18 protein-coding genes are annotated in these 21,545 nt (G+C 61.9%); 7 read left to right on the forward strand and 11 right to left on the reverse strand.

All coding sequences use genetic code 11. The features are described from left to right. Window positions 1-13 precede the first annotated feature (13 nt). Together ACZ5M5_RS00210 and ACZ5M5_RS00215 are read left to right on the forward strand one after the other, a co-directional pair. Window positions 14-793 (forward strand): N-acetylmuramoyl-L-alanine amidase, encoded by a 780-nt coding sequence (locus tag ACZ5M5_RS00210; protein WP_464738414.1) that lies wholly within the window; start codon window positions 14-16, stop codon window positions 791-793. Window positions 794-868: 75 nt separating this feature from the next. Further along, entirely contained in the window at window positions 869-2,482 is a 1,614-nt protein-coding gene (locus ACZ5M5_RS00215; protein WP_060743102.1) for an EAL domain-containing protein, read from the forward strand. Window positions 2,483-2,500: 18 nt separating this feature from the next. Here ACZ5M5_RS00215 and ACZ5M5_RS00220 read toward each other — a convergent pair whose 3' ends face one another. Both ACZ5M5_RS00220 and algB read right to left on the reverse strand, forming a co-directional pair. Then, window positions 2,501-4,291, reverse strand: coding sequence for an ATP-binding protein (locus tag ACZ5M5_RS00220; protein WP_103308618.1), 1,791 nt, complete (start codon window positions 4,289-4,291; stop codon window positions 2,501-2,503). 10 nt (window positions 4,292-4,301) lie between these two features. Continuing rightward, window positions 4,302-5,648 (reverse strand): sigma-54-dependent response regulator transcription factor AlgB, encoded by a 1,347-nt coding sequence (gene algB, locus ACZ5M5_RS00225; RefSeq protein WP_053126909.1) that lies wholly within the window; start codon window positions 5,646-5,648, stop codon window positions 4,302-4,304. Window positions 5,649-6,083: 435 nt separating this feature from the next. Between algB and ACZ5M5_RS00230 the strand changes: the two genes are divergently transcribed. The 5 genes from ACZ5M5_RS00230 (at window position 6,084) to ACZ5M5_RS00250 (ending at window position 10,659) form a co-directional block, all read left to right on the forward strand. Continuing rightward, window positions 6,084-6,368 carry a hypothetical protein gene (locus tag ACZ5M5_RS00230; RefSeq protein ID WP_060739874.1) on the forward strand — a complete coding sequence of 95 codons (285 nt, stop codon included), beginning with the start codon at window positions 6,084-6,086 and terminating at the stop codon, window positions 6,366-6,368. Window positions 6,369-6,448: 80 nt separating this feature from the next. Beyond that, window positions 6,449-6,613, forward strand: coding sequence for a DUF1328 domain-containing protein (locus ACZ5M5_RS00235; RefSeq protein ID WP_003177151.1), 165 nt, complete (start codon window positions 6,449-6,451; stop codon window positions 6,611-6,613). A 2-nt stretch (window positions 6,614-6,615) separates the two neighbouring features. Next, on the forward strand, window positions 6,616-7,080 hold the full coding sequence (locus ACZ5M5_RS00240; RefSeq protein WP_103308617.1) for an inhibitor of vertebrate lysozyme family protein: 465 nt from the start codon (window positions 6,616-6,618) through the stop codon (window positions 7,078-7,080). Between the two features lie 702 nt (window positions 7,081-7,782). Beyond that, the gene (gene gltP, locus ACZ5M5_RS00245; RefSeq protein ID WP_060739872.1) at window positions 7,783-9,114 is read left to right on the forward strand and encodes a glutamate/aspartate:proton symporter GltP; all 1,332 of its coding nucleotides are present in this window, start codon (window positions 7,783-7,785) and stop codon (window positions 9,112-9,114) included. Between the two features lie 315 nt (window positions 9,115-9,429). After that, window positions 9,430-10,659 carry a nucleoside recognition domain-containing protein gene (locus ACZ5M5_RS00250; RefSeq protein ID WP_060739871.1) on the forward strand — a complete coding sequence of 410 codons (1,230 nt, stop codon included), beginning with the start codon at window positions 9,430-9,432 and terminating at the stop codon, window positions 10,657-10,659. Window positions 10,660-10,663: 4 nt separating this feature from the next. On the opposite strand, the gene ACZ5M5_RS00255 is transcribed toward ACZ5M5_RS00250, so the two are convergent. From ACZ5M5_RS00255 to ACZ5M5_RS00295, 9 genes are all read right to left on the reverse strand, one after another. Continuing rightward, a complete protein-coding gene (locus ACZ5M5_RS00255) occupies window positions 10,664-11,296 on the reverse strand; it encodes an ABC-type transport auxiliary lipoprotein family protein (RefSeq protein WP_060739870.1) in 633 nt (210 codons plus the stop codon). Next, window positions 11,293-12,231 carry an MlaD family protein gene (locus ACZ5M5_RS00260; protein ID WP_092167824.1) on the reverse strand — a complete coding sequence of 313 codons (939 nt, stop codon included), beginning with the start codon at window positions 12,229-12,231 and terminating at the stop codon, window positions 11,293-11,295. Before ACZ5M5_RS00260 ends, ACZ5M5_RS00255 begins: the two co-directional genes overlap by 4 nt. Before the next feature lies 1 nt (window position 12,232). Then, window positions 12,233-13,036, reverse strand: coding sequence for an ABC transporter ATP-binding protein (locus tag ACZ5M5_RS00265; protein ID WP_060739868.1), 804 nt, complete (start codon window positions 13,034-13,036; stop codon window positions 12,233-12,235). After that, a complete protein-coding gene (locus tag ACZ5M5_RS00270; protein ID WP_103308615.1) occupies window positions 13,033-14,181 on the reverse strand; it encodes an ABC transporter permease in 1,149 nt (382 codons plus the stop codon). Before ACZ5M5_RS00270 ends, ACZ5M5_RS00265 begins: the two co-directional genes overlap by 4 nt. Window positions 14,182-14,233: 52 nt before the next feature. Then, window positions 14,234-15,259 (reverse strand): DUF5924 family protein, encoded by a 1,026-nt coding sequence (locus tag ACZ5M5_RS00275; protein ID WP_464738415.1) that lies wholly within the window; start codon window positions 15,257-15,259, stop codon window positions 14,234-14,236. 252 nt (window positions 15,260-15,511) lie between these two features. Beyond that, a complete protein-coding gene (locus ACZ5M5_RS00280; RefSeq protein ID WP_464738416.1) occupies window positions 15,512-16,903 on the reverse strand; it encodes a M16 family metallopeptidase in 1,392 nt (463 codons plus the stop codon). Window positions 16,904-17,088: 185 nt separating this feature from the next. Further along, the gene (locus tag ACZ5M5_RS00285; RefSeq protein WP_207283869.1) at window positions 17,089-18,747 is read right to left on the reverse strand and encodes a Na/Pi cotransporter family protein; all 1,659 of its coding nucleotides are present in this window, start codon (window positions 18,745-18,747) and stop codon (window positions 17,089-17,091) included. A gap of 324 nt (window positions 18,748-19,071) precedes the next feature. Next, the gene (locus ACZ5M5_RS00290; protein ID WP_060739863.1) at window positions 19,072-19,839 is read right to left on the reverse strand and encodes a TerC family protein; all 768 of its coding nucleotides are present in this window, start codon (window positions 19,837-19,839) and stop codon (window positions 19,072-19,074) included. Window positions 19,840-19,914: 75 nt separating this feature from the next. Then, window positions 19,915-21,222, reverse strand: coding sequence for a CitMHS family transporter (locus ACZ5M5_RS00295; RefSeq protein WP_464738417.1), 1,308 nt, complete (start codon window positions 21,220-21,222; stop codon window positions 19,915-19,917). Between the last annotated feature and the right edge of the window lie 323 nt (window positions 21,223-21,545).

Below are 21,545 nucleotides of genomic sequence, written 5' to 3' on the forward strand. Positions count from 1 at the left end.
AATGCCCTCCGCCATGAAATTTTTCTCGCTCATTGTTTCTTTATTTATCCTTGCCGGCTGCACCAGCGGCCCTCGGTTCGATACCAGTCACCCCTCCGTCAACCATGACAACCGCATCCAATTCGTGGTGGTGCATTACACCTCGGCGTCCCTGGAGCGTTCACTGGCCCTGCTGACCCATGGCGAAGTCAGTGCCCATTACCTGATTGGCGACGATAAAGACGCGACCATCTACAAGCTGGTGGATGAAAGCCGGCGCGCCTGGCACGCCGGGGAAAGTGAATGGGAAGGCCGGACCTGGCTCAACTCCAGCTCCATCGGCATCGAAATCGTCAATCCGGGTTTCGTCGACACGCCCACCGGGCGCCTCTGGTACCCCTACAGCGAAGCTCAGGTCCAGGCCTTGACCGTCTTGCTCAAGGACATCATCCAGCGCAACGGGATCAGCCCGCGCAGCATCATCGGCCACAGCGACATCGCGCCCCTGCGCAAGCTCGATCCGGGGCCGCTGTTCCCCTGGAAGCGTCTGGCGCAAGCGGGCCTGGGGGTGTGGCCGGATGAACAGGCCGTCGCACGCCAGCAGGTTTTCTTCGCAACGCAGCTACCGCCTGCCAGTTGGTTCCAGGCCGAGCTGGCCCGTCTGGGCTACCCGACGCCCCAGACCGGCGAATGGGACGTGGCCACCCACCACGTGCTGGCCGCGTTTCAGATGCACTACCGGCCGGCCCGCTTCGATGGCATGCCGGACCCGCAAAGCGCGGCGATTCTGCAGGTGCTCAACCAGACAAAATAATGACGCCCGTCCGACGAATCGGGCCAAATCCAAATCAGAAGCTATAACTCATTGGTAACTTTCGGATTACCCATGATGACGGCTGCCCGCGAAACCTTACAGAGCTGGCTCCATCGCCCCCTGTTCCTGGCGATGATGGCGGCTGCCCTGAGTACCTTCCTACTGCTGACGGGCAGTCTGTTTGTGGTCGTGCAGCAGATCCAGCAGCGAGAAAGTGATCAGATGAATGCCCAGGGCGAGCGCTTCCTGCAACGGCTGGAACAGCTTTTCGGGCAATTGCGGGAAAGCCTCGACGACCTGCAAAACCAGCCGTTGCGCGGCTGCGACGATGACATGATCGCGACCTTGCGAGAGGTCAGCTTCAATTACCGTTTCGTTTATGAAGCGGTGTACATCGATGGCAGCGGCGTCTGTTCCAATCGTCCGCGCCAAAGCGGGCTGTCGGTGGCCCGTCCGCCCGATCTTCGAGGCCCCACCTACAGCTATTGGCTCAATACCACCACCGAACCCAACGAAGACCGCGCTGCGTTGATGCTGGGCCGTGGCAATTTCCGAGTCGCCACCTCCCGGGGGCATTTGGCCGACGTGGTCGACCTGCCACCGGGCAGCAGCCTGCTGGTGGTCCTGGATCATGGCACGCGGGCCATTCCCGTGTTGGGCACCCAGCAATACTGGCCGCCCACAGAGCCTTGGCCACCGAAGAGCCAGAATGCCTTGCAGGTGACGCAGACCCGGCTGATTTATCGGATGCCCACCGACAGCCCGGAATATCAACTGGTGCTGATCGCCCAGCGCAACGGTTTCAAGATCCCGGCCAATGCCTGGTGGATGCTGCCCATCAGCCTGGTGCTGGGCCTGGGGATTGGTTTCCAGGTGTTTCTGCTGGCGCGCCATCGCCAGTCCATGGATGCTGAGCTGCACGGGGCCATTCGGCGCGGTGAATTGCAGGTGCTGTACCAGCCGATTTTCGACCTGGACAGCCGCAACTGCGTCGGTGCCGAAGCCTTGCTGCGCTGGCGACGACCGGACGGCACCCTGACCAGCCCGGACTTGTTTATCCCGATGGCCGAGAACACCGGGCAGATCCGCCAGATCACCGATTTCGTGCTGCAGCGGCTGTTCGATCAATTGGGCCAGCTGTTGCGGGCCAATCCGCAGCTGTATATCTCGGTGAACCTGGCGGCCTGCGATGTGATGGTGCCGCGTATTGGCGAAGTGATCGCTCGCCTGCTGGCATTGCATCGGGTCTCGGCGCATCAGATCGCCTTCGAAGTGACCGAGCGCGGGCTGATCGACGTGTTGGTTGCCCGGGATAACCTGCAATCGCTGCGCGACGTCGGGCATCAGGTGCTGATCGACGATTTTGGCACGGGTTATTGCAGCCTGGCCTACCTGCAAACCCTGCCGGTGGACTGCCTGAAAATCGACAAGGCCTTCATCGACGCCTTGGGCCACGATGCCGCTAGCAGCGGCGTGGCCCCGCACATCATCCGCATGGCCCACGCGCTGCAGCTCAAGGTGATCGCCGAAGGCATCGAGCATGAAGCCCAGGCCTCTTATTTGAGCAGCGAAGGGGTGAGGTTCGGCCAGGGCTGGCTGTTCGCCCATGCCCTCAGCGCGGTCCAACTCATCGAATTGATTACCCGTGGCCGACGCCTGCGTGGGCGTCGCCTTGATGATGAAGCCTAGGTTTCCCAGGCCTTGCGCTCAGACTGACAGCGCCATGTAGAACTGCGTGCCCTGCCCCGGCCTTGAATAAACGCCCATGCGGCCACCGTGGAGCTGGACGATCTCCTTGCACAGGGCCAGACCGAGGCCGGCGCCACCCTTCTTGCGTCCGACCTGGACGAAAGGCTCGAAGATCCTTCCCTGTTGGCCGTAGGCAATGCCTTCGCCGTTGTCTTCGACACTGATGATTACCCGCTCGCCGTGGCGTCGGGCCTGCAAGCGGATCTGGCCGTCTTCGCCGGTATGGCGCATGGCGTTGTCGATCAGGTTATCGAGCACCCGATCCAGTTGCGCAGCGTCGGCATGCAGCCGTGGCAATGGGCCCTGGATCGCCACGAGCAGCTCGATACCCTTGGCTTGGGCCTGTTCGGCGAACCGTAGGCGGGCCTCTTCCAACAGGTCGTCGATGGAACAAGGCGCCAGGGTCAGCTTTTGCAGGCCGTTCTGGTAGCGAGAGAAATTCAGCAGGTCGTTGATCAGTTGCATCAGCCGCTGCATTTCTTCCGTGACGGTGTTGAGCAGGTCCGCCTCGCGGGACTCCGGCGGGAAGTGCAGGCGCTCCTGCAACAGGCCGAATGCCATGTGCATGCCCGTCACCGGCGTGCGCAGCTCATGGGAGGCACGCAGGACGAACTCGCTGCGCACCCGTTCGAAGGCGCGCTGTTCGGTGACGTCATGCAGCACCATGACCGCGCCGAGGATGTGGCCCTGGGTGTGGCTGACCGGCGTGAGGCTGTAGGTCAGCACCCGCGACTCGCCATCGACCTCGATGGTCAGGTCTTCCGGCGCCCGCTCCAGGGTTCCACCGCGCAGCACCAGGTGCAATTCTTCATCCAGTTCCAGGCGTCCCAGCGCCTCGCCGAGCCCTTGGCCCAGGCGCGCCTCATCCCAGCCCAATTGACGCTGGGCCACCGGGTTGAGGTGCTCCAGCTGGCCTTGGCGATCGATCATCAGCAAGCCGTCGTCGATACTGTCGAGCACCGCTTGCAAACGCTGCTGGCCGGCGAGCAGTTCATCGACATTGGTGGCCTGATGTTCGCGCAGTGCCTGGGCCATGACGCCGAAACGACGGGTCAGCAAATTCAACTCGGCGGCGGAAGAAACGGGCAGCGTGACCTCGAAATTGCCCTGGCCGATGTCATCCGCCGCCGCGGCCAGCGCCTCGATCGGTGCGCCGAAACGCCGGGCAAGGCCATGGGCCGTGATAAAACCGATGACCAGGACCGCAAACCCCACCAGCCCCAGCAGCCCGGAAATCCACAAGGCGCGTTCGCGCGCGCGGTCCTGGGTTTCACCGATCTTGGTCAGGGCCTGGCGATAACCTTCGATCAGTCCATTGCGCAGCACGTTGAATTTTTCGGTGAGGTCCTTGATGCCCGTGAGCTGTCTCGGTTGCTGGCGAGACGCGCTGAAGGCCTCGAGAAATTCAACGTAGTCGGCCTTGGCCCTGCTGAAGCTGGCGGCCGTGTTGTCCAGCTTTCTTTCGTGGGCGATCCCTTGGTCGATCAACGCCAGGTATTGCCGCTCGGATGCCTCCAGAGCGGCCAGGTCGGGGTTGTCGTCGAGCATGATGATCAACTGATCGCCGAGGGTCTGGCGCAGCTTGAGGCCCAGGTCCAACAGGATGAAGTTGTCGCGTACCGATTGTTCCTGGGTATTGGCCATTTGCATGACGCTGACCAAGCCAAGCACCAATCCCAGCAATGCCACGGTGATCAGGGCCGAGATACTGAGAAACAGCCGTGTGCGCAGCTTCATCGCCAGTTTCATAAGGTGTCGCTCACAGGTTGTACTGCTTGCGTTTGCGATACAGCGTGGAGGCATCGATACCCAGGGTCTTGGCCGCCTGATCGAGCGTGTCAGCCGTGGCCAGCACCGCCCCGATGTGGGCTTTTTCCAATTCGTCGAGGCTCAGTGCGGCACCGATGCGCGGTGCATTGTTGACCGGCTGCTCGGCCATGCCCAGGTGACTGATTTCGACTTTTTCCTGCGGGCAGATGATGCTGGCGCGCTCGACCACGTTGCGCAGTTCACGGATGTTGCCGGGCCATCGGTAACCTAGCAGCGCTTCGCGAGCCTCGTCGCTGAAGCCCCGGGCCGGGCGCGCATATTCCTTGACGAAGCGGGCCAGGAAGCGGTCGGCCAGGGTCAGGATGTCTTCGGCGCGCTCACGCAACGGTGGCAGATGCAGGGTGATGACGTTCAGGCGATACAGCAGGTCTTCGCGAAAGCGCCCGTCGCGCACCATGTCCTCGAGGTTGAGGTTGGTGGCGGCGAGAATCCGCACGTCGGCGCGGCGGGTGACCGGGTCCCCTACCCGCTCATATTCCTTGTCCTGGATGAACCGCAACAACTTGGGCTGCAACGTCAGGGGAAAATCGCCGATCTCGTCGAGAAACAGCGTACCGCCGTCGGCCTGGTTGACCCGTCCCAGGGTACTTTCGCTGGCACCGGTGAAGGCCCCACGGCTGTGGCCGAACAATTCGCTTTCCATCAACTCGGCGGTCAGCGACGGGCAATTGATGGTGACGCAGGACTTTTTCGCCCGCTTGCTCCAGCCATGGATCGCCCGGGCCAGCTCACCTTTACCGGTACCGGATTCGCCGAGGATCAGGATGTTGGCGTCGGTGCTGGCGACCTGGCGGGCGGTCTCCAGGACGACTTTCATCGCCGGGCTGTGGGAATCGAGGCCGTCCTTGGGCTTGCGCACTTCCCCTTCCAGGGCTTCGAGCCTTGCCGACAGCTGGCGCACTTCCAACTGCTTGGCGGTGGCCAGGCGCAGTTGATCCGGGCTGCAAGGCTTGACCAGGTAGTCGGCGGCCCCGGCCTGGATCGCATCGACTGCGGTGTCGACGGCCGAGTGGGCGGTGACGATGACAACCCGCATCCAGGGCGCCTGGATACGCATTTGTGCCAGGACATCCAGGCCGTTGTCCTCCCCCAGGCGCAGGTCGAGAAAACACAGGTCGAACACCTGGCGTTGCAGGAGTGTGTCGGCCTGGGCGGCGCTGTTGGCGGTGGCGACGGTATAGCCTTCGTCTTCCAGGCAGTAACGGAACGTACGCAGGATGGCGGACTCATCGTCTACCAGCAGAATGCGGCCTTGGTGCTCAGTGGCGGATTCCATTTTCCTACGCTCCTTAATGAATGATGTTGGTTAGTGTCAGAAAAATCGGGCAAGTTGCATGGTCGATTCTGAGGGGATATTACCCATCGAACCTGCCTCTGTAGACGTCTGACTCCTAAAAGACTGATTTGAGTTCCTTTTTTTGTGATTCTTACGGTGCGGACGGTTCGCATCGCTGATTCCGACGGCTGCGTCTGACAGGAAATTCCAAAACAACCTTACGCCTTTTCCCTTCCATTCGTGCAATACGCACGACGTGCGCATGGGCCATCGTGCAGGATGCGTTCCCCATGTCTCGCAATCATTTATTAACTATTTGATTTTAAAGGGATTTAGCTCTTAAAAAATCCTGGCACGCCGGCTGCAATGCTCTGCTCAACGTGGCGTAAGAGCGCCTCAACCAGATCACCACACCCGGGTGGGAGGAATTTCAGGATGAATCGTCAATGTGCCGCGCAGTTTCGACTCTCTTCCTTGAACATCCAGCAGGGCTTATGGGCTGCCCTGGCATTGCTGGTCACGCTCGTGATCGGCCAGCAATGGCTGCTTTGGCACGAACGTCAACAGCCAGAGGCGCCACAGGTCTCCATTTCCCGTGCCCCACAAACCCATTTCACCGCCGTCAGCGTCGCAGAAGCTTCCGCTTCCATGCGCATGATGGATGTCGATCAGGCTCAGCCAGTGACCGACATGCCGCGTGAAGAGCGCTGGGTGTTTTAACCCGATGTACCGGTCGTCCACTGTGCCGGAACCATCACCGCGAGACCCTCACTAAATAGAAAAGCGTAAGGAGAATCACCATGTTGAGCTGGGCAATTACCTTCCTGATCATTGCCATCATCGCCGCCGTACTGGGCTTCGGTGGTATCGCAGGCACCGCCACGGGCATCGCCAAGATTCTCTTTGTCGTGTTCCTGGTGATGTTCATCGCTTCCTTCTTCTTTGGCCGTCGTGGCCGAGGCTGACCATGAGCGTTTCATTCAAAGGACTGGCCGCCGCCCTGTTGTTGGGCGGCAGTGCCGTGGCAATGGCTGCCAATGACGGACAGATGCGCGCCAACCAGTTGCTGGAGGCGGACCCGCAATACCGTGAGACTTGGCAGCATGTCGTCAAAAAAGAAGAACGCCTGCCCGAATGGGTGATGAACCTGTCAGGCGATTCGGAACAGATGAATGCTGTCGAGGAGGACGGCGACAAGTACTTGGTGGGACCGCTGTGTGAAACCCAGGCCACGTGTCGCAGCAAGCGCCTGATCGTTGCCTTCAGTTTCGACAAGGACGAGGCCTACGCCATGTTGGTGGAAGTCCCTGCCGGACTGCCGGCCGACAAGTCGCCGACCCGTCATGCCGACTACCGTTTTCTCGGTAATCCCGATGACGGTATGCAAAAACTGTTAATGGAACAACTCAAGAAAGATCCGAACTGGTACTGATTCTGAAATGGAAAAAGCAGCCCTGTTTTTTCCTGTTGCACAGCCCGAGGAGGGCCAGTGCATGACCAAGGGGCTGGGACGTGCTGGCGGATGTGCGTCGGAGTGACCTACGGGCACAAGGGGTGCCTGCGAAAGGGCCGGGTCAGGTAAAAAGCTGTGACGCAAGTTCGCAAAGCCCTCCCGGCTTGGCGAACTTGCGTAGAGCTTCGTGTCGCACCCTGCGTGGGCCAGAGCGGTTGCTCGATTCTGGCGTCGCAAGCAGGCCGCGATGCGGCATTTTGTCTCCTCTCGCCAATTTATTACCCTTTCCCTGACCGTATATCGGAGAATAGCGAGACGATTTCTCTCGTGGATCGCGTCTCGACCCGTTGCCGTTTCATCGAATCCTCACGCTTGGAAGAAAAAGCCCAGCTACGCTGAAATGGCCGGTTCACGGCACTTATGCCTGCAAAAATGTCGCATTCGAACCGCTTGTAATGCGGGTTTCGTTTGGAAATTCTCATGCCGATTCGGCATGGGGTAGGCGTTTACGGCATTAGACGAGCCCCCCTGGCATCGCAATAGTTGCGCCTTTTTTCGCCTGCCAGTAAGCCGCTAATGCGCTCGGGGTGACCTTATACGGGGGCAGTGGCGCGAACGTTTTTCGTCATCGACGAGCCGTTCGTGCCACTGCCCGAGTCCAACTGAAGTAAGGGTAACGATATGAAGAAGGCACGACTAAGCCTCGCCTGGCAGATCCTCATCGGTCTGGTGCTCGGGATTGCATTGGGCGCGCTGCTCAACCATTTCAGTGCCGAAAAGGCCTGGTGGATCAGCAATGTGCTGCAACCGGCGGGCGACATCTTTATCCGTCTGATCAAGATGATCGTGATCCCGATCGTGATTTCCTCGCTGATCGTCGGCATTGCCGGGGTCGGTGATGCCAAGAAGCTCGGGCGTATCGGCCTCAAGACCATCCTTTACTTTGAAATCGTCACCACCATCGCCATCGTCGTCGGCCTGCTATTGGCCAACTTCTTCCAGCCGGGCAGCGGCATCGACATGAGCACCCTGGGCACGGTGGACATTTCCAAGTACCAGGCCACCGCCGCTGAAGTCCAGCATGAGCATGCGTTCATCGAGACCATTCTCAACCTGATCCCGTCGAATATCTTCGCAGCGGTCGCCCGCGGCGAGATGCTGCCGATCATCTTCTTCTCCGTATTGTTCGGCCTGGGTCTGTCCAGCCTGCAATCGGACCTGCGCGAACCGCTGGTGAAGATGTTCCAGGGCGTGTCGGAAAGCATGTTCAAGGTCACCCACATGATCATGCAATACGCGCCAATCGGTGTGTTCGCCCTGATCGCGGTGACGGTCGCCAACTTCGGCTTCGCATCCCTGCTGCCGCTGGCGAAACTGGTGATCCTGGTTTATGTCGCTATCGCCTTCTTCGCCTTCGTGGTGCTGGGTCTGATCGCCCGTCTGTTCGGCTTCTCGGTGCTCAAGCTGATGCGCATCTTCAAGGATGAGCTGGTGCTGGCCTACTCCACCGCCAGCTCCGAAACCGTGTTGCCGCGGGTGATCGAGAAGATGGAAGCCTACGGCGCGCCGAAGGCCATTTGCAGTTTCGTGGTGCCCACCGGTTATTCGTTCAACCTCGACGGTTCGACGCTGTACCAGAGCATCGCGGCGATCTTCATTGCCCAGTTGTACGGCATCGACCTGTCCATCAGCCAGCAATTGCTGCTGGTGCTGACCCTGATGGTCACCTCCAAAGGCATCGCCGGCGTACCGGGCGTGTCGTTCGTGGTGCTGCTGGCCACCCTGGGCAGCGTGGGCATTCCCCTGGAAGGCCTGGCCTTCATCGCCGGTGTCGACCGCATCATGGACATGGCCCGTACCGCGCTGAACGTCATCGGCAACGCCCTGGCCGTGCTGGTCATCGCCCGTTGGGAAGGCATGTACGACGATGCCAAGGGCCAGCGCTACTGGAACTCCCTGCCGCACTGGCGCAGCAAGGAGCCGCTGCCGGCGGGGGAACCTTCCAGCCATTGAGATCCATTGTGGGAGTTTGGGCCAGCAGCCAAGTGCCTGAACAACCCCGGCCATTGTGGGAGCCGAGCTTGCTCGCGATTGCGGTGTGTCAGCCAACATCAATGCTGACTGATCCGACGCTATCGCGAGCAAGCTCGGCTCCCACAGGAATTTTTGTCAGGCGCAAAGATTCTGAACAACCCCGGCTCCCACAGGATCTGCCATAGGACTTCTGTCAGTCCCTGCGCAGTGCCAAGCAAACCCCGGAGAAATCCGGGGTTTGTCGTTTCTGCCAGCCCCGCTATCATTCGCGGCATCTTCCGGGGGATTTAACCGATGCTCAATGGCCTGTGGCTTGGCTTCTTTATTGTGGCAGCCGTGTCGGCGCTGGCGCAGTGGCTGATCGGTGGCAACGCCGGGATCTTCGCGGCCATGGTGGAAAGTATTTTCGCCATGGCCAAGCTGTCGGTGGAGGTCATGGTCCTGCTGTTCGGCACCCTGACCCTTTGGCTGGGCTTCCTGCGCATCGCCGAAAAGGCCGGCATCGTCGACTGGCTGGCCAAGGCCCTCGGCCCGCTGTTCTTGCGCTTGATGCCGGAAGTGCCGGCCGGCCATCCGGCGATCGGCCTGATCACCCTCAACTTCGCCGCCAACGGCCTGGGGCTGGACAACGCGGCCACCCCCATCGGCCTCAAGGCCATGCGTGCCCTGCAAGACCTCAACCCCAGCCCGACCATCGCCAGCAATGCGCAGATTCTGTTCCTGGTGCTCAACGCCTCGTCGTTGACGCTGCTGCCGGTGACCATCTTCATGTACCGCGCCCAGCAAGGCGCGCCGGACCCGACCCTGGTGTTCCTGCCAATCCTGATCGCCACCAGCGGCTCGACCCTGATGGGGTTGTTGTCCGTGGCATTCATGCAGCGCCTGCGCCTCTGGGACCCGGTGGTGCTGGCCTATCTGATCCCGGGGGCGTTGCTGCTGGGCGGCTTCATGGCGTTGCTGGCGACGCTCTCGGCCACGGCCCTGGCGGGGTTGTCATCGATCCTCGGCAATCTGACCCTGTTCGGCCTGATCATTATGTTTCTGGTGGTAGGCGCGCTGCGCAAGGTCAAGGTGTACGAGGCCTTCATCGAAGGCGCGAAAGAAGGGTTCGACGTTGCCAAGAACCTGTTGCCGTACCTGGTGGCGATGCTTTGCGCCGTCGGCGTGCTGCGAGCGTCGGGGGCGCTGGATTTCGGCCTGGACGGCATCCGCCACCTGGTGCAATGGGCCGGCTGGGATACGCGGTTCGTCGATGCCTTGCCGACCGCCATGGTCAAGCCGTTCTCTGGCAGCGCCGCCCGGGCGATGCTGATCGAGACCATGAAGACTTCCGGCGTGGACAGCTTTCCGGCCCTGGTGGCGGCGACTATCCAGGGCAGCACCGAGACCACGTTCTACGTGCTGGCGGTGTACTTCGGCGCCGTCGGCATCCAGCGGGCGCGCCACGCCGTGGGTTGCGCGCTGTTGGCCGAACTGGCGGGCGTCCTGTCGGCGATCGGGGTCTGCTACTGGTTCTTTGGCTGAGGCGTCAGGGGGCCGGCGTTGCGAAACGCTGGCCCTGCTCCAACGTCCAGTTCACCACCTCGGCGGTCAGCCGGTCACTGGCCCGGCCGAAGCCGTCCACCACCGCCGGCACCTTCACATCGTTCAATGGCTGGCGCACTTCGAAACGGCGGCTGGCCAGGATGCGCTGGTCGAACCCTCGCACCAGCAACGCGTCCAGGCGGACCACCACGCTGGCGGCGCTGCCCTGGTACTCGGTCTGGAACGCCTGCAATTGCCCGCCCAGCTCCAGGTCGGCTTGCAGGTTGCTGTCAGCGACACTCAACAGCCGGACCCGCCCGTCCTGGGCAAAGCCGTCGAGCAAGCGGTTGCGCACCAATACCGGGGCAGGGTCGCTCCAGCGCGAGGCGGCGTAGCTGCTGAACAGGTTGCCTTGGGGAATGACCGCGATTTTCGGGCTGTTGAGCACTTCGCTGGCCTGCGGGCTGGCCAGGCGCAACGACCAGCTCACCGGCGTGCCGGCGGAGGCCGGTGCCTGGGCGGCGGGCAGGCGATAGATGTCCGAAGGCTCGGCCTTGGGCAGGATCGAACAACCGGCCAACAGGATAAACCCCGCCAGCACCAGGCCCGGACAGACGAATCGATGGAACGGTTTCATGGCGTGAATTCCTTGTCCTTGTCATTGCCCAGCAAATAGCCGCTGGGGTTGGCATCCAGGCGTCGGGATATACCGCGCAGGGCACTCAGGGTTTCGCGCAGCTCGCGCACGGCTGGCGCCAGGGCATTGAGGCCCTGCATGCCGTTGTTCAGCGAATCGCGGTTGTCGTTCAGCAGTTTGTCGAGGGTCGCGGTGCTGCGGGCCAGAGAATCCATGGCCTGGCCGGCACTGCCGAAGGCCTGTTTGCCCTGGTCGTTGAGTAGCCCATTGGCATTGCGCATCAACGCCGTGGTCTGTTCCAGCGTGGCGCTGGCCTGTTTGCCGACGGCCGCCAATTGCTGCATGGCCTGGCGAATATCGCCACGCTGATCGGCGATGACCCCGGTGGTTTGCTCCAGATGATCGAGGGTATTGCTCAGGCGCTGGACGTTGTCCGAGGAAAACACTTCATTGGCGTTGTGCAGCAGCAGGTTGATGCTGGTCATCACGTCATCGCTGTTGTTCAACAGGCGGGCGATCGGCGAGGGCGCGGCGATGATCACCGGCGGTTCGCCGTCGTGCCCGGTCAATGGCGGGCTCTGGGGCGTGCCGCCGCTGAGCTGGATGATCGAGGTGCCGGTGATGCCGGTCAGCGCCAGCTTGGCCTGGGTGTCTTGCTTGATCGGGGTCTCACCGCTCAAGCGCACCCGCGCCAGCACCCGACGCGGGTCGTTCGGGTCCAGGCGCAGGTTCACCACGTCGCCGACCTTGATGCCGCTGTATTCCACCGAGCTGCCCCTGGACAAGCCGCTGACGGCCTCGTTGAACACCACTTCGTAATCCTTGAACTCGCTGTCCACGCTGGACTTGGCCAGCCAGAGGCCGAACAGCAGGGCGCTGACCACCACAATGACGGTGAACAGGCCGATCAGCACATGATGGGCTCGGGTTTCCATGTCAAACCTCGTTGGACTGTGTAGCGGCGGATAAAGCCGCGCGGCCGCGAGGGCCATGAAAGTATTCATGAATCCAGGCGTCGTCGGTTTCCGACACCTTGTCGATGACATCGGCCACCAGCACTTTTTTCTGCGCCAGCACTGCCACCCGGTCGGTGATGGTGTAGAGGGTGTCCAGGTCATGGGTGACCAGGAATACGCTCAGGCCCAGGGCGTCGCGCAGCGTCAGGATCAACTGGTCGAACGCCGCCGCGCCGATGGGGTCGAGGCCGGCGGTAGGTTCGTCGAGAAACAGGATGTCCGGGTCCAGGGCCAGCGCACGGGCGAGGGCGGCGCGCTTGATCATGCCGCCGGACAGCGAGGCGGGGTACTTGTCCGCGGCCGAGAGCGGCAGCCCGGCCAGGGCGAGTTTCACCGCCGCCAGGTGTTCGGCATCGGCCCGACTGAGGCCGGCGTGCTCGATCAGGGGCAGGGCGACGTTTTCTGTCACGGTCAGGGATGAAAACAGCGCGCCTTTCTGGAACAGCACGCCAAAGCGCCGTTCCACCCGCGAACGCTGCTCCTGGGACAGGCTCGGCAAGTCCTGGCCGAACACCCGCACTGAACCCTCGCTGGGCTGGTTCAGGCCGACGATGCTGCGCAGCAGCACCGACTTGCCACTGCCGGAGCCACCCACCACGGCGAGGATCTCGCCCTTGTAGACGTCCAGGTCGAGGTTTTCATGCACGCTCTGGCGGCCAAAGCGGTTGCACAGGCCACGCACCTGAATCACCGCCTCGGCGGGCGTCCTGGAAGGTCGACTCACCAGCTCATCTCCATGAAAAACAGCGCGGCCACGGCATCCAGCACAATCACCACGAAAATCGACTGCACCACGCTGGAGGTGGTGTGGGCCCCGACCGATTCGGCGCTGCCGCTGACCTTGAAGCCTTCCAGGCAGCCCACGGCAGCGATCAGGAAGGCAAAGATCGGCGCCTTGACCATCCCCACCACGAAGTGCTGCACGCCAATGTCCGATTGCAGCAGTGACAGGAACATGGCCGGGGAAATGCCCAGCGACAGCGCACACACGACACCGCCGCCAATGATGCCCGAGAGCATGGCCACGAACGTCAGCATGGGCAGCGCCACCAGCAGGGCAAGCACCCGCGGCACCACCAGCAGCTCGACGGGGTCGAGGCCAAGGGTGCGGATCGCGTCGATTTCTTCGTTGGCCTTCATCGAGCCGATCTGCGCGGTGAAAGCGCTGGCAGTGCGGCCCGCCATGAGAATCGCCGTCAGCAACACGCCGAATTCCCGCAGGAACGAGAACGCCACCAAGTCCACGGTAAAGATACTGGCGCCGAAATCCGCCAGCACCGTCGCCCCGAGAAAGGCCACCACCGCGCCCACCAGGAACGTCAGCAAAGCCACGATGGGCGCCGCGTCCAGGCCGGTCTGCTCGATGTGCACGACCATTGGCGTGATGCGCCAGCGCCGCGGATGAAACAGCCCGCGGGCCAGGGTTTCCAGGATCAGGCCGACAAAACCGAGCAATTGCAGGGTGTCCTGCCAGACCTTCTCCACGGCGCGGCCGATGCGCGTCAGCAACTGGGTCACGACGCTGACTTTCGGTTCTTTGTCCGGTACGCAGAAATCCGTCAGCGAGCAGTACACCGTCTGCAACAACGCGCGCTCGGCTGCCGGCAAACTGCAGTCCGGGTGTTCGGTGGTCTTGCCCAGCCGTTCGGAGCCCAGCAGTTCCACCAGTAACGAGGCCCCGGCGGTGTCGAGGGCACCGAGGCCGTTGAGGTCGACCCGGGTGTTTTCGTCGTACCGGCCGCGCAGCGATTCGCCCAGGCGCTTGAGCTGTGGGTAATGGGCCAGCGTCCAGTCGCCGCTGATCCACAGCTGCGCCGGCGAGCCGGACGTGTCGAGTCGGGCACTGCCCATGTGGGGGCTGGGGGTCATAAGCTCCATGCTCGTTCGGCTTGAACAGCGCTACCTGATAGCACAATCGCCATCATTTTGCTTCGGGTGCAGCGGCGCTCACGTTGAAACGCAGCACACCGATCATCTGGCCATTTTCCGTCAGCACCCGCACCTGCCATTTGCCGGTCGGGTCGTCCGGGAAATTCTGTTTGTGCGTCCAGGCGCGATAGCCTTCCTTGCGCCCGCCATGGATGTCCAGGGCGATACGATCCACTTCCTTACCGTTGAACTGCCAGACGTGATAGATCCGCTCGTCGAGCCCACGTGGCGCGTTGATCGCGGTGTAGGCGTACAGGCCGTTGCCGCGAATCTGGGCGGCGCTGACTTCCTTGAGGCTGGCCCCGGGGGTGCGGTCTTCCAGTTGGGTGCTGATCGCCACCTCGGTCATCCACAATGTCGCTGGCGGCACCCAGGAGCGCAGCACCCAGCCGGCGGCACCAATCCCGACGGTGATACACAGAATGGCCAGGGCGTTGCGCACGGTGCGGATCGGAAAGATCGAAGCCAGGCTGGGGAACGACAGCAGCATGGCAATGCCCAGGGCCAGCTTGAAGCTCTGGTCGGTGGTCAGGTGCAGGATGACCGGCAACGCGGTGAGCAGGGCGGCGAACAGGGTCAGCGTGTGCAACGCCAGGAACGCCCAGCGCCGTGGCGCCAGCCATTTGTAGTACAGCGGATCGGTGATCGAGATCAGCGCCGCGACCGTCAGCAGGCCGGTGAAAATCAGTTGGCTGCTGTTCCAGGTGGTGGTGATGAAGAAAAACGGCAGGACGAAAAACAGGCTTTCCTGGTGAATCATCTGCGTGGCGTAGCGCAACAGCGGCTGGGGGATCTCCCGTTTGAAAATCCGCGTGAACAGCCGGGTCATGCTGTTCTCGACCATCAGCCAGAGCCAGCTCACCAGCATCATGATGGCGATCCAGGTCGCCAGGCCCTGCTGGCGGTCCACCAGCATGAAACTGCCGACCCCGGAGATGAAACCACCGAGCGCAATGACCCCTGGATAGCGCTTCATCAATTCAAGGATGCGCTGGATATAGACCGTCAGGTTTTGCATTCGGTAGTTTCACAGTAAGTCGTAGGAAATATCCCTGACAGAGTATCGCCAGGGCATCGATGTGACGAGCACTCTTGTGCTGAGGGATTTTTCTGTGGGAGCAAGGCTTGCCCATGATGGACGCGATACGGTCTTTCAGAAATCGAGGGGCCTGTTTTCGCGAGCAAGCTTTGCTCCCACGGAAGACTCCCACAGAAGACTCCCCCAACCTGTGGGAGCAAGGCTTGCCCGCGATGGGCGCGATGCGCTCTTTCAGTCTTCTTTCGGTCGGGCCCGCCGGCGTACCTGCCACATCACCAAGCCGAGCAGCAGCAGCCCCAGCAAGCCGCCCAGCCCCCAGACGAGCTCATCATCACTGAGCAACGGCTTCTCGATGCGCAGGTAACCCGGGTCCTTGAGCAGTTCGCGCAGGGCCACATTGGCCTGTTCCAGGCTCACCTCCTGCAGGCGCACGGCCGGGTTGGCGAAGCGACCGTCTTCGTAATCGCCCAAGGCGCCCCAGTAGTAATCGGCCAGCGCGCTGTTACCTTGAACCGCCCAGGACTGATGGGCGATGGCCGCGCGTTTGATGCGCACGAAACTGGCGGGGTCCAGGCCATCCTTGAGCAAGGTCTTGCGCAGTTCTTCCAGCGCCTGTTCGGCCTCGGGCAGGTCTTCGCGGGACAGGTCGGCGTTCAGGCTGAAGAAGCCGACGCCGCCGAATACTTCGCGCTCGGTCCATGGCCCGTAGGACAGGCCGCGGGCCAGGCGCAGTTGGCGATAAAGTGCCCAATCCAGGTAGTCCTTGAGCAGGTCGAAGGTTTCGTCATGCTGCTCGTCCAGCACCGGTTCCGGGAACAGCCAGTGAAGCTTGGCACTGTCGCCGGCCAGGCCACGGATCAGGTTGCGCTTGGTCACTGCCTTGTAACGGATCTGCGGCAGCGCCTCGTGGGCACTGGGTTCCACCGGCTCGAGTTCGCCAAAGGCGCGTTCCAGGTAGGCGGGCAGCAGTCGGTCGAGATCCCCGACCACGATCAGCGTCATGTTGTTCGGCGCATACCAGGCCTTGCGCACTTGTTCGAGGCGGGCGAGGGTATGGCGCTGGACCTCGGCCCGTTCCGCGCAGCGCAGGCCCAACTCGACCGCCAGTTGGTTGCTGGCCTTGTGGCCCAGGTCCTGGTGATCGAGCCAGCGTTGCAGGTGGGTGTAGTGACCACCGTCTTCGCGTTCCACCACCCGCTTGGCCGCCTCCAGGGCTTTTTCGTCGATACGGGTGCGGGTCAACAGCGTCAGCAGCAGGTCCAGCACCTTGCGTTGATTGCGCGCCGGCGCCTCGATGACGAACGTGGTGTCGGCGTTGCTGGTGAAGGCATTCCATTCGCCACCCAAGGCCTGCATGCGCTCTTCCAGGCCGCCTTCACCACTGTCGTCGACGCCGCTGAACAGCAGGTGTTCGAGCAGGTGCGGCAGTTCCTTGTCGGCGCAACTGAAGTCGTCCAGGCCCACGCCGACCACCAGCCGGATCGCCACATGCCCGCGCTCGGTGCCGGGCTTGAGCATCAGCTGCATGCCGTTGGGCAGCGTATAGCCTTCGACCTGGAACCGGTCCAGGGCAACCACGGGCAGAGAGCCGAGCAAAAGAAAGGCGAGCAACAGACAACGCATAAGGGCTTCCTGGCGGCTGGGTGGAGGTCCATGGTGCTGGGCAGGCCGTCATCGGCGGATCGCGCCCGGAGTTGGCTCGCTCCCCCTATCGAATCTATGCAGTATTCATGACAACGGGAGCAGGCGGGCCGGTGAACGGTTTCAGGCCCAGGCCATTGTTACTGACTGACCAATGCGCCAGTTGTTCAAGGCGAATGGGTAATGTCGCTAATTTCATCCGCCGCCAGCGCACCGATCTCGGCCGTCTCCAGCACCACATAGGCGCTGCCGCAAAACAGCGAATTGAGGCGCCGCATGTCGGCAATCAGCTCCAGGTGCAGGGAACTGGTCTCCAGGCTTTGGACGACTTTGCGTTGCAGGCGGCTGACATGGGCATGGGCCATGCGCCGTTCCTGCGCCCGAAAACGACGTTTCTCACGTAGCAACTGGCGGGCGCTTTCCCGGTCGGCGCTGAGGAATACCGACAACCCCAGTCGCAGGTTGGCGATCAAGTGGCTGTGCAGCCCCGCCAACTCTTCCAGGCCCACATCGGAAAAGGAGCGGCGCTGCGAGGTCTTCTGCTGCTGGACCTTGCGCAACATGCGCTCGATCAGGTCGCTGGCGAGTTTGAGGTTGATCGCCAGTTCGATGATCTCCGCCCAGCGGCGGCTGTCCTGTTCGCTGAGGTCTTCACGGGGCATTTGCGCCATGTACAACTTGATTGCACTGCACAGCGCCTCGACGTCATCGCTCATGCGCCGCACGTCCTGGGTCACCGCGGTCTGCTGGCCGCGCAGCACGTCCAGCATGGCTTCGAGCATGTTCTCGATCAGGTCGCCGATGCGCAGGGTTTCACGGGCCGCGTTCGCCAGCGCCAGGCTCGGGGTGGCGAGGGCCGTGGGGTCCAGGTGGCGGGGCTTGGCCGTGCCGTTGGTCTCGGGCCGTTCCGGCAGCAGCCAGGCACAGAGCCTGGCCATCGGGCCAACGCTGGGCAGCAGCACCAGGCACCGCACGGTGTTGTAGAGCAGATGAAAACCGATCACCGTTTCCTGGGGGCTGAAATCCAGGCTGTCGAGCCAGCCCACCAGCGGATCGAGCACCGGAATGATCAACAACAGCCCGATCAGCTTGTACAGCAGGCTGCCCAGCGCCACCTGGCGTCCGGCGGTGTTCTGCATGCTGGTGCTGAGGAACGCCAATACGCCGCTGCCGATGTTGGCGCCGATCACCAGGCCGATGGCCACCGGCAGGCTGATCACCGCGGCACCGGCCAGCGTCGCGGTCAGCAGCACGGCGGCCAGGCTGGAATAGGAAATCATCGCGAACAGCGCGCCGACCAGCGCATCGAGCAGGATATCGCCGGTCAGCGAGGCGAAGATCACTTTCACGCCTTGGGCGTGGGTGATGGGCGCGGCGGCTTCGACGATCAATTGCAGGGCCAGGATGATCAGGCCCAGGCCGATGCCGACCCGGCCCATTTGCCCGACGCGGGTCTGTTTGCGCGAGAGGAAAAAAATCACCCCGAGGAAAATCAGCAGCGGCGACAGCCACGACAGGTCGAGGGTCAGCACCCGTGCCATCAGCGCGGTGCCGACATCGGCGCCCAGCATGGTCGCCAGGGCCGGCGTCAACGCCATCAGGCCCTGGCCGACGAACGAGGTGACGAGCATGGCCGTGGCGTTACTGCTCTGGACCATGGCCGTGACCATGATCCCTGCGATAAACGCCAGCCAGCGCCGGGACATGTTCTGGCCAATGACATGGCGCAGGTTCGAGCCGTAGACCCGCAAGATGCCGGTACGCACGATATGCGTGCCCCAGATCAGCAGGGCCACGGCGGAGAGCAAATTCAGCAGGGTCAGCATGAGAGGCCCCCTGTTAGCGTCCCAAAGGAACAAATTGACGATGCCACATTCTTCGTTCTTGTATTTAAGCTGTAGTTGGCGAACGGTTCGGGCGCCAGCATTGCACAGCTAAAGAATCGTTTGAAACAAAACTGTCATAAAAATACCCCGCAGCCCCTGTGGGAGCGAGCTTGCTCGCGATGGGGCCCAGACATTCAACATCTTCTTTGGCTGACAGACCGCTATCGCGAGCAAGCTCGCTCCCACAGGGTTATGCGCACCGGCCTTTCTCTGGGCATGAAAAAGGGGCTCCAAAGAGCCCCTTCATTCAAATGCCCGATGCCATTACTGGCCCGGAACATCCTTGCGCAGTTTCACCGGATCCTGCTGTTTGCGCTTGCGTGCAATCGCGGTACGCATCTTGATGTTGACCGCTTCCACCGCCAGGGAGAACGCCATGGCGAAGTAGACGTAGCCTTTTGGCACGTGCACGTCGAACGACTCGGCGATCAGCACGGTACCGACCACCAGCAGGAACGACAGCGCCAGCATCTTCAGCGACGGGTGCTTGTCGATGAACGTGCTGATGGTGCCCGAAGCCAGCATCATCACTAGTACGGCAACGACGATGGCGGCAACCATCACCGGTACATGGGAGACCATGCCGACCGCGGTAATGACCGAGTCCAGGGAGAACACGATGTCGATGATCGCGATCTGGATGATGGTGTAGATGAAGTTGCCGCCCTTGCCCGAAGGTTCGTCGTTGGTTTCATCTTCGCCTTCCAGCGCGTGGTACATCTCCTGGGAGCTTTTCCACAGCAGGAACAGGCCACCGAAGAACAGGATCAGGTCACGACCGGAGATGCCCTGGCCGAACACTTCGAACAAATCCGCCGTCAGGCGCATGACCCAGGTGATGGACAACAGCAGCAGGATCCGCGTGATCATGGCCAGCGCCAGGCCGAAGATCCGGGTGCGCGCCTGCATGTGCTTGGGCATGCGGCTGACCAGGATCGAGATCATGATGATGTTGTCGATACCCAGGACGATTTCCAGGGCGGTCAAGGTAAAGAAGGCAACCCAGATTTCCGGGTTGGTCAGCCATTCCATGTGAGTTCCTTTGAGCGAGTGTTAGGCCGAGCCGCGCCTTCTTGTCAGATCGGCACGGCACAGCGAGCGTTGCTTTTATAGAGTGCTGAACAGCGGAAAAATCCCCATCAGCAAGGCGGCGAACATTATGCACAGGCAAACCAGTACTGCCCACTTCAAGGTGAAGCGCTGGTGATCGCCGAACTCGATCCCGGCCAAGGCTACCAGCAGGTAGGTCGACGGAACCAGCGGGCTTAACAGGTGGACGGGCTGGCCGACGATGGAGGCACGGGCCATTTCAACGGCGGTGATGCCGTAGTGGCTGGCGGCTTCGGCCAAAACCGGTAACACCCCGTAATAAAATGCATCGTTAGACATGAAGAAGGTGAAGGGCATGCTCACCAGCGCAGTGATGACTGCCAGGTAAGGACCGAGGAACTCCGGAATGACTGCCAGCAGGCTCTTGGACATGGCGTCGACCATGCCGGTGCCGGACAGGATGCCGGTGAAGATACCCGCGGCGAAAATCAGCCCGACCACCGCCAACACACTGCCGGCGTGCGCCGCGACGCGGTCTTTCTGCTGTTGCAGGCACGGGTAGTTGACGATCATCGCGATACTGAAGGCCACCATGAACAGCACCGGCAGCGGCAACAGGCCAGCGATCAGGGTGCACATCAGGGCCAGGGTCAGCGCGCCGTTGAAGCAGATCAGCTTCGGACGACGGGCGTCCGGGAACTGGGACACGCTGATTTCGCTGTGGTCGATCTCGTCGCCCGCCAGGTGCAATTCACCCAGGCGTGCGCGCTCGCGTTTGCCGTACATGTAGGAGATCGCCAGGATCGCCACGACGCCGGCCAGCATGGCGGGAATCATCGGCACGAAGATGTCGGACGGGTCCACATGCAGCGCACTGGCCGCCCGGGCCGTCGGACCGCCCCACGGGGTCATGTTCATCACGCCACCGGCGAGGATGATCAGGCCGGCCATGATGCGTGGGCTCATGCCGATACGGCTGTAGAGCGGCAGCATCGCGGCCACGCAGATCATGTAAGTGGTCGCGCCGTCACCATCGAGGGAAACGACGAGCGCCAGAACGGCGGTACCGACCGAAACTTTCAACGGGTCGCCCTTGACCAGCTTGAGGATCTTGCGCACGGCCGGGTCGAACAGGCCGGAGTCGATCATCAGGGCAAAATACAGAATCGCGAACATCAGCATCACCCCGGTCGGGGCGAGCTTGGTGATGCCTTCGAGCATCATCGGGCCGATTTTCGGCGCGAAGCCACCGAACAGGGCGAACAGGATCGGGATGATGATCAGGGCAATCAGCGCGGACAGGCGCTTGGTCATGATCAGGAACATGAACGTGATGACCATGGCGAAGCCAAGGAAAGTCAGCATGGGAAATACTCCAGGCGTGGCGCGGCTATGAAAGGCGAACCGGACAGGTCAGCGCGAAATGCAAAGCACGAGGGGGACGGATGGAGTGGGTGCAGCGGGACGGGTAGCAGCGGACATCAGAATCACCATTGTTGTTGTTAAAAGGGCCGAACGAGCCTTGAAAACTCGCTTTTGGCCGACCGGTCTTTTGCCGGAAGTGAGGTGATCCTAATCGCGCTAGCTTTCAGCAAGCTTTCGCCGCTGCAATGGCTGATGGTTGGTCAAGCGGGTCTGTGTTGCTGCGTTGCTGCGTTGCTGCGTTGCTGCGTTGCTGTGTGGCGAGG

The sequence above is a fragment of the Pseudomonas sp. Van50 genome (assembly GCF_055390755.1).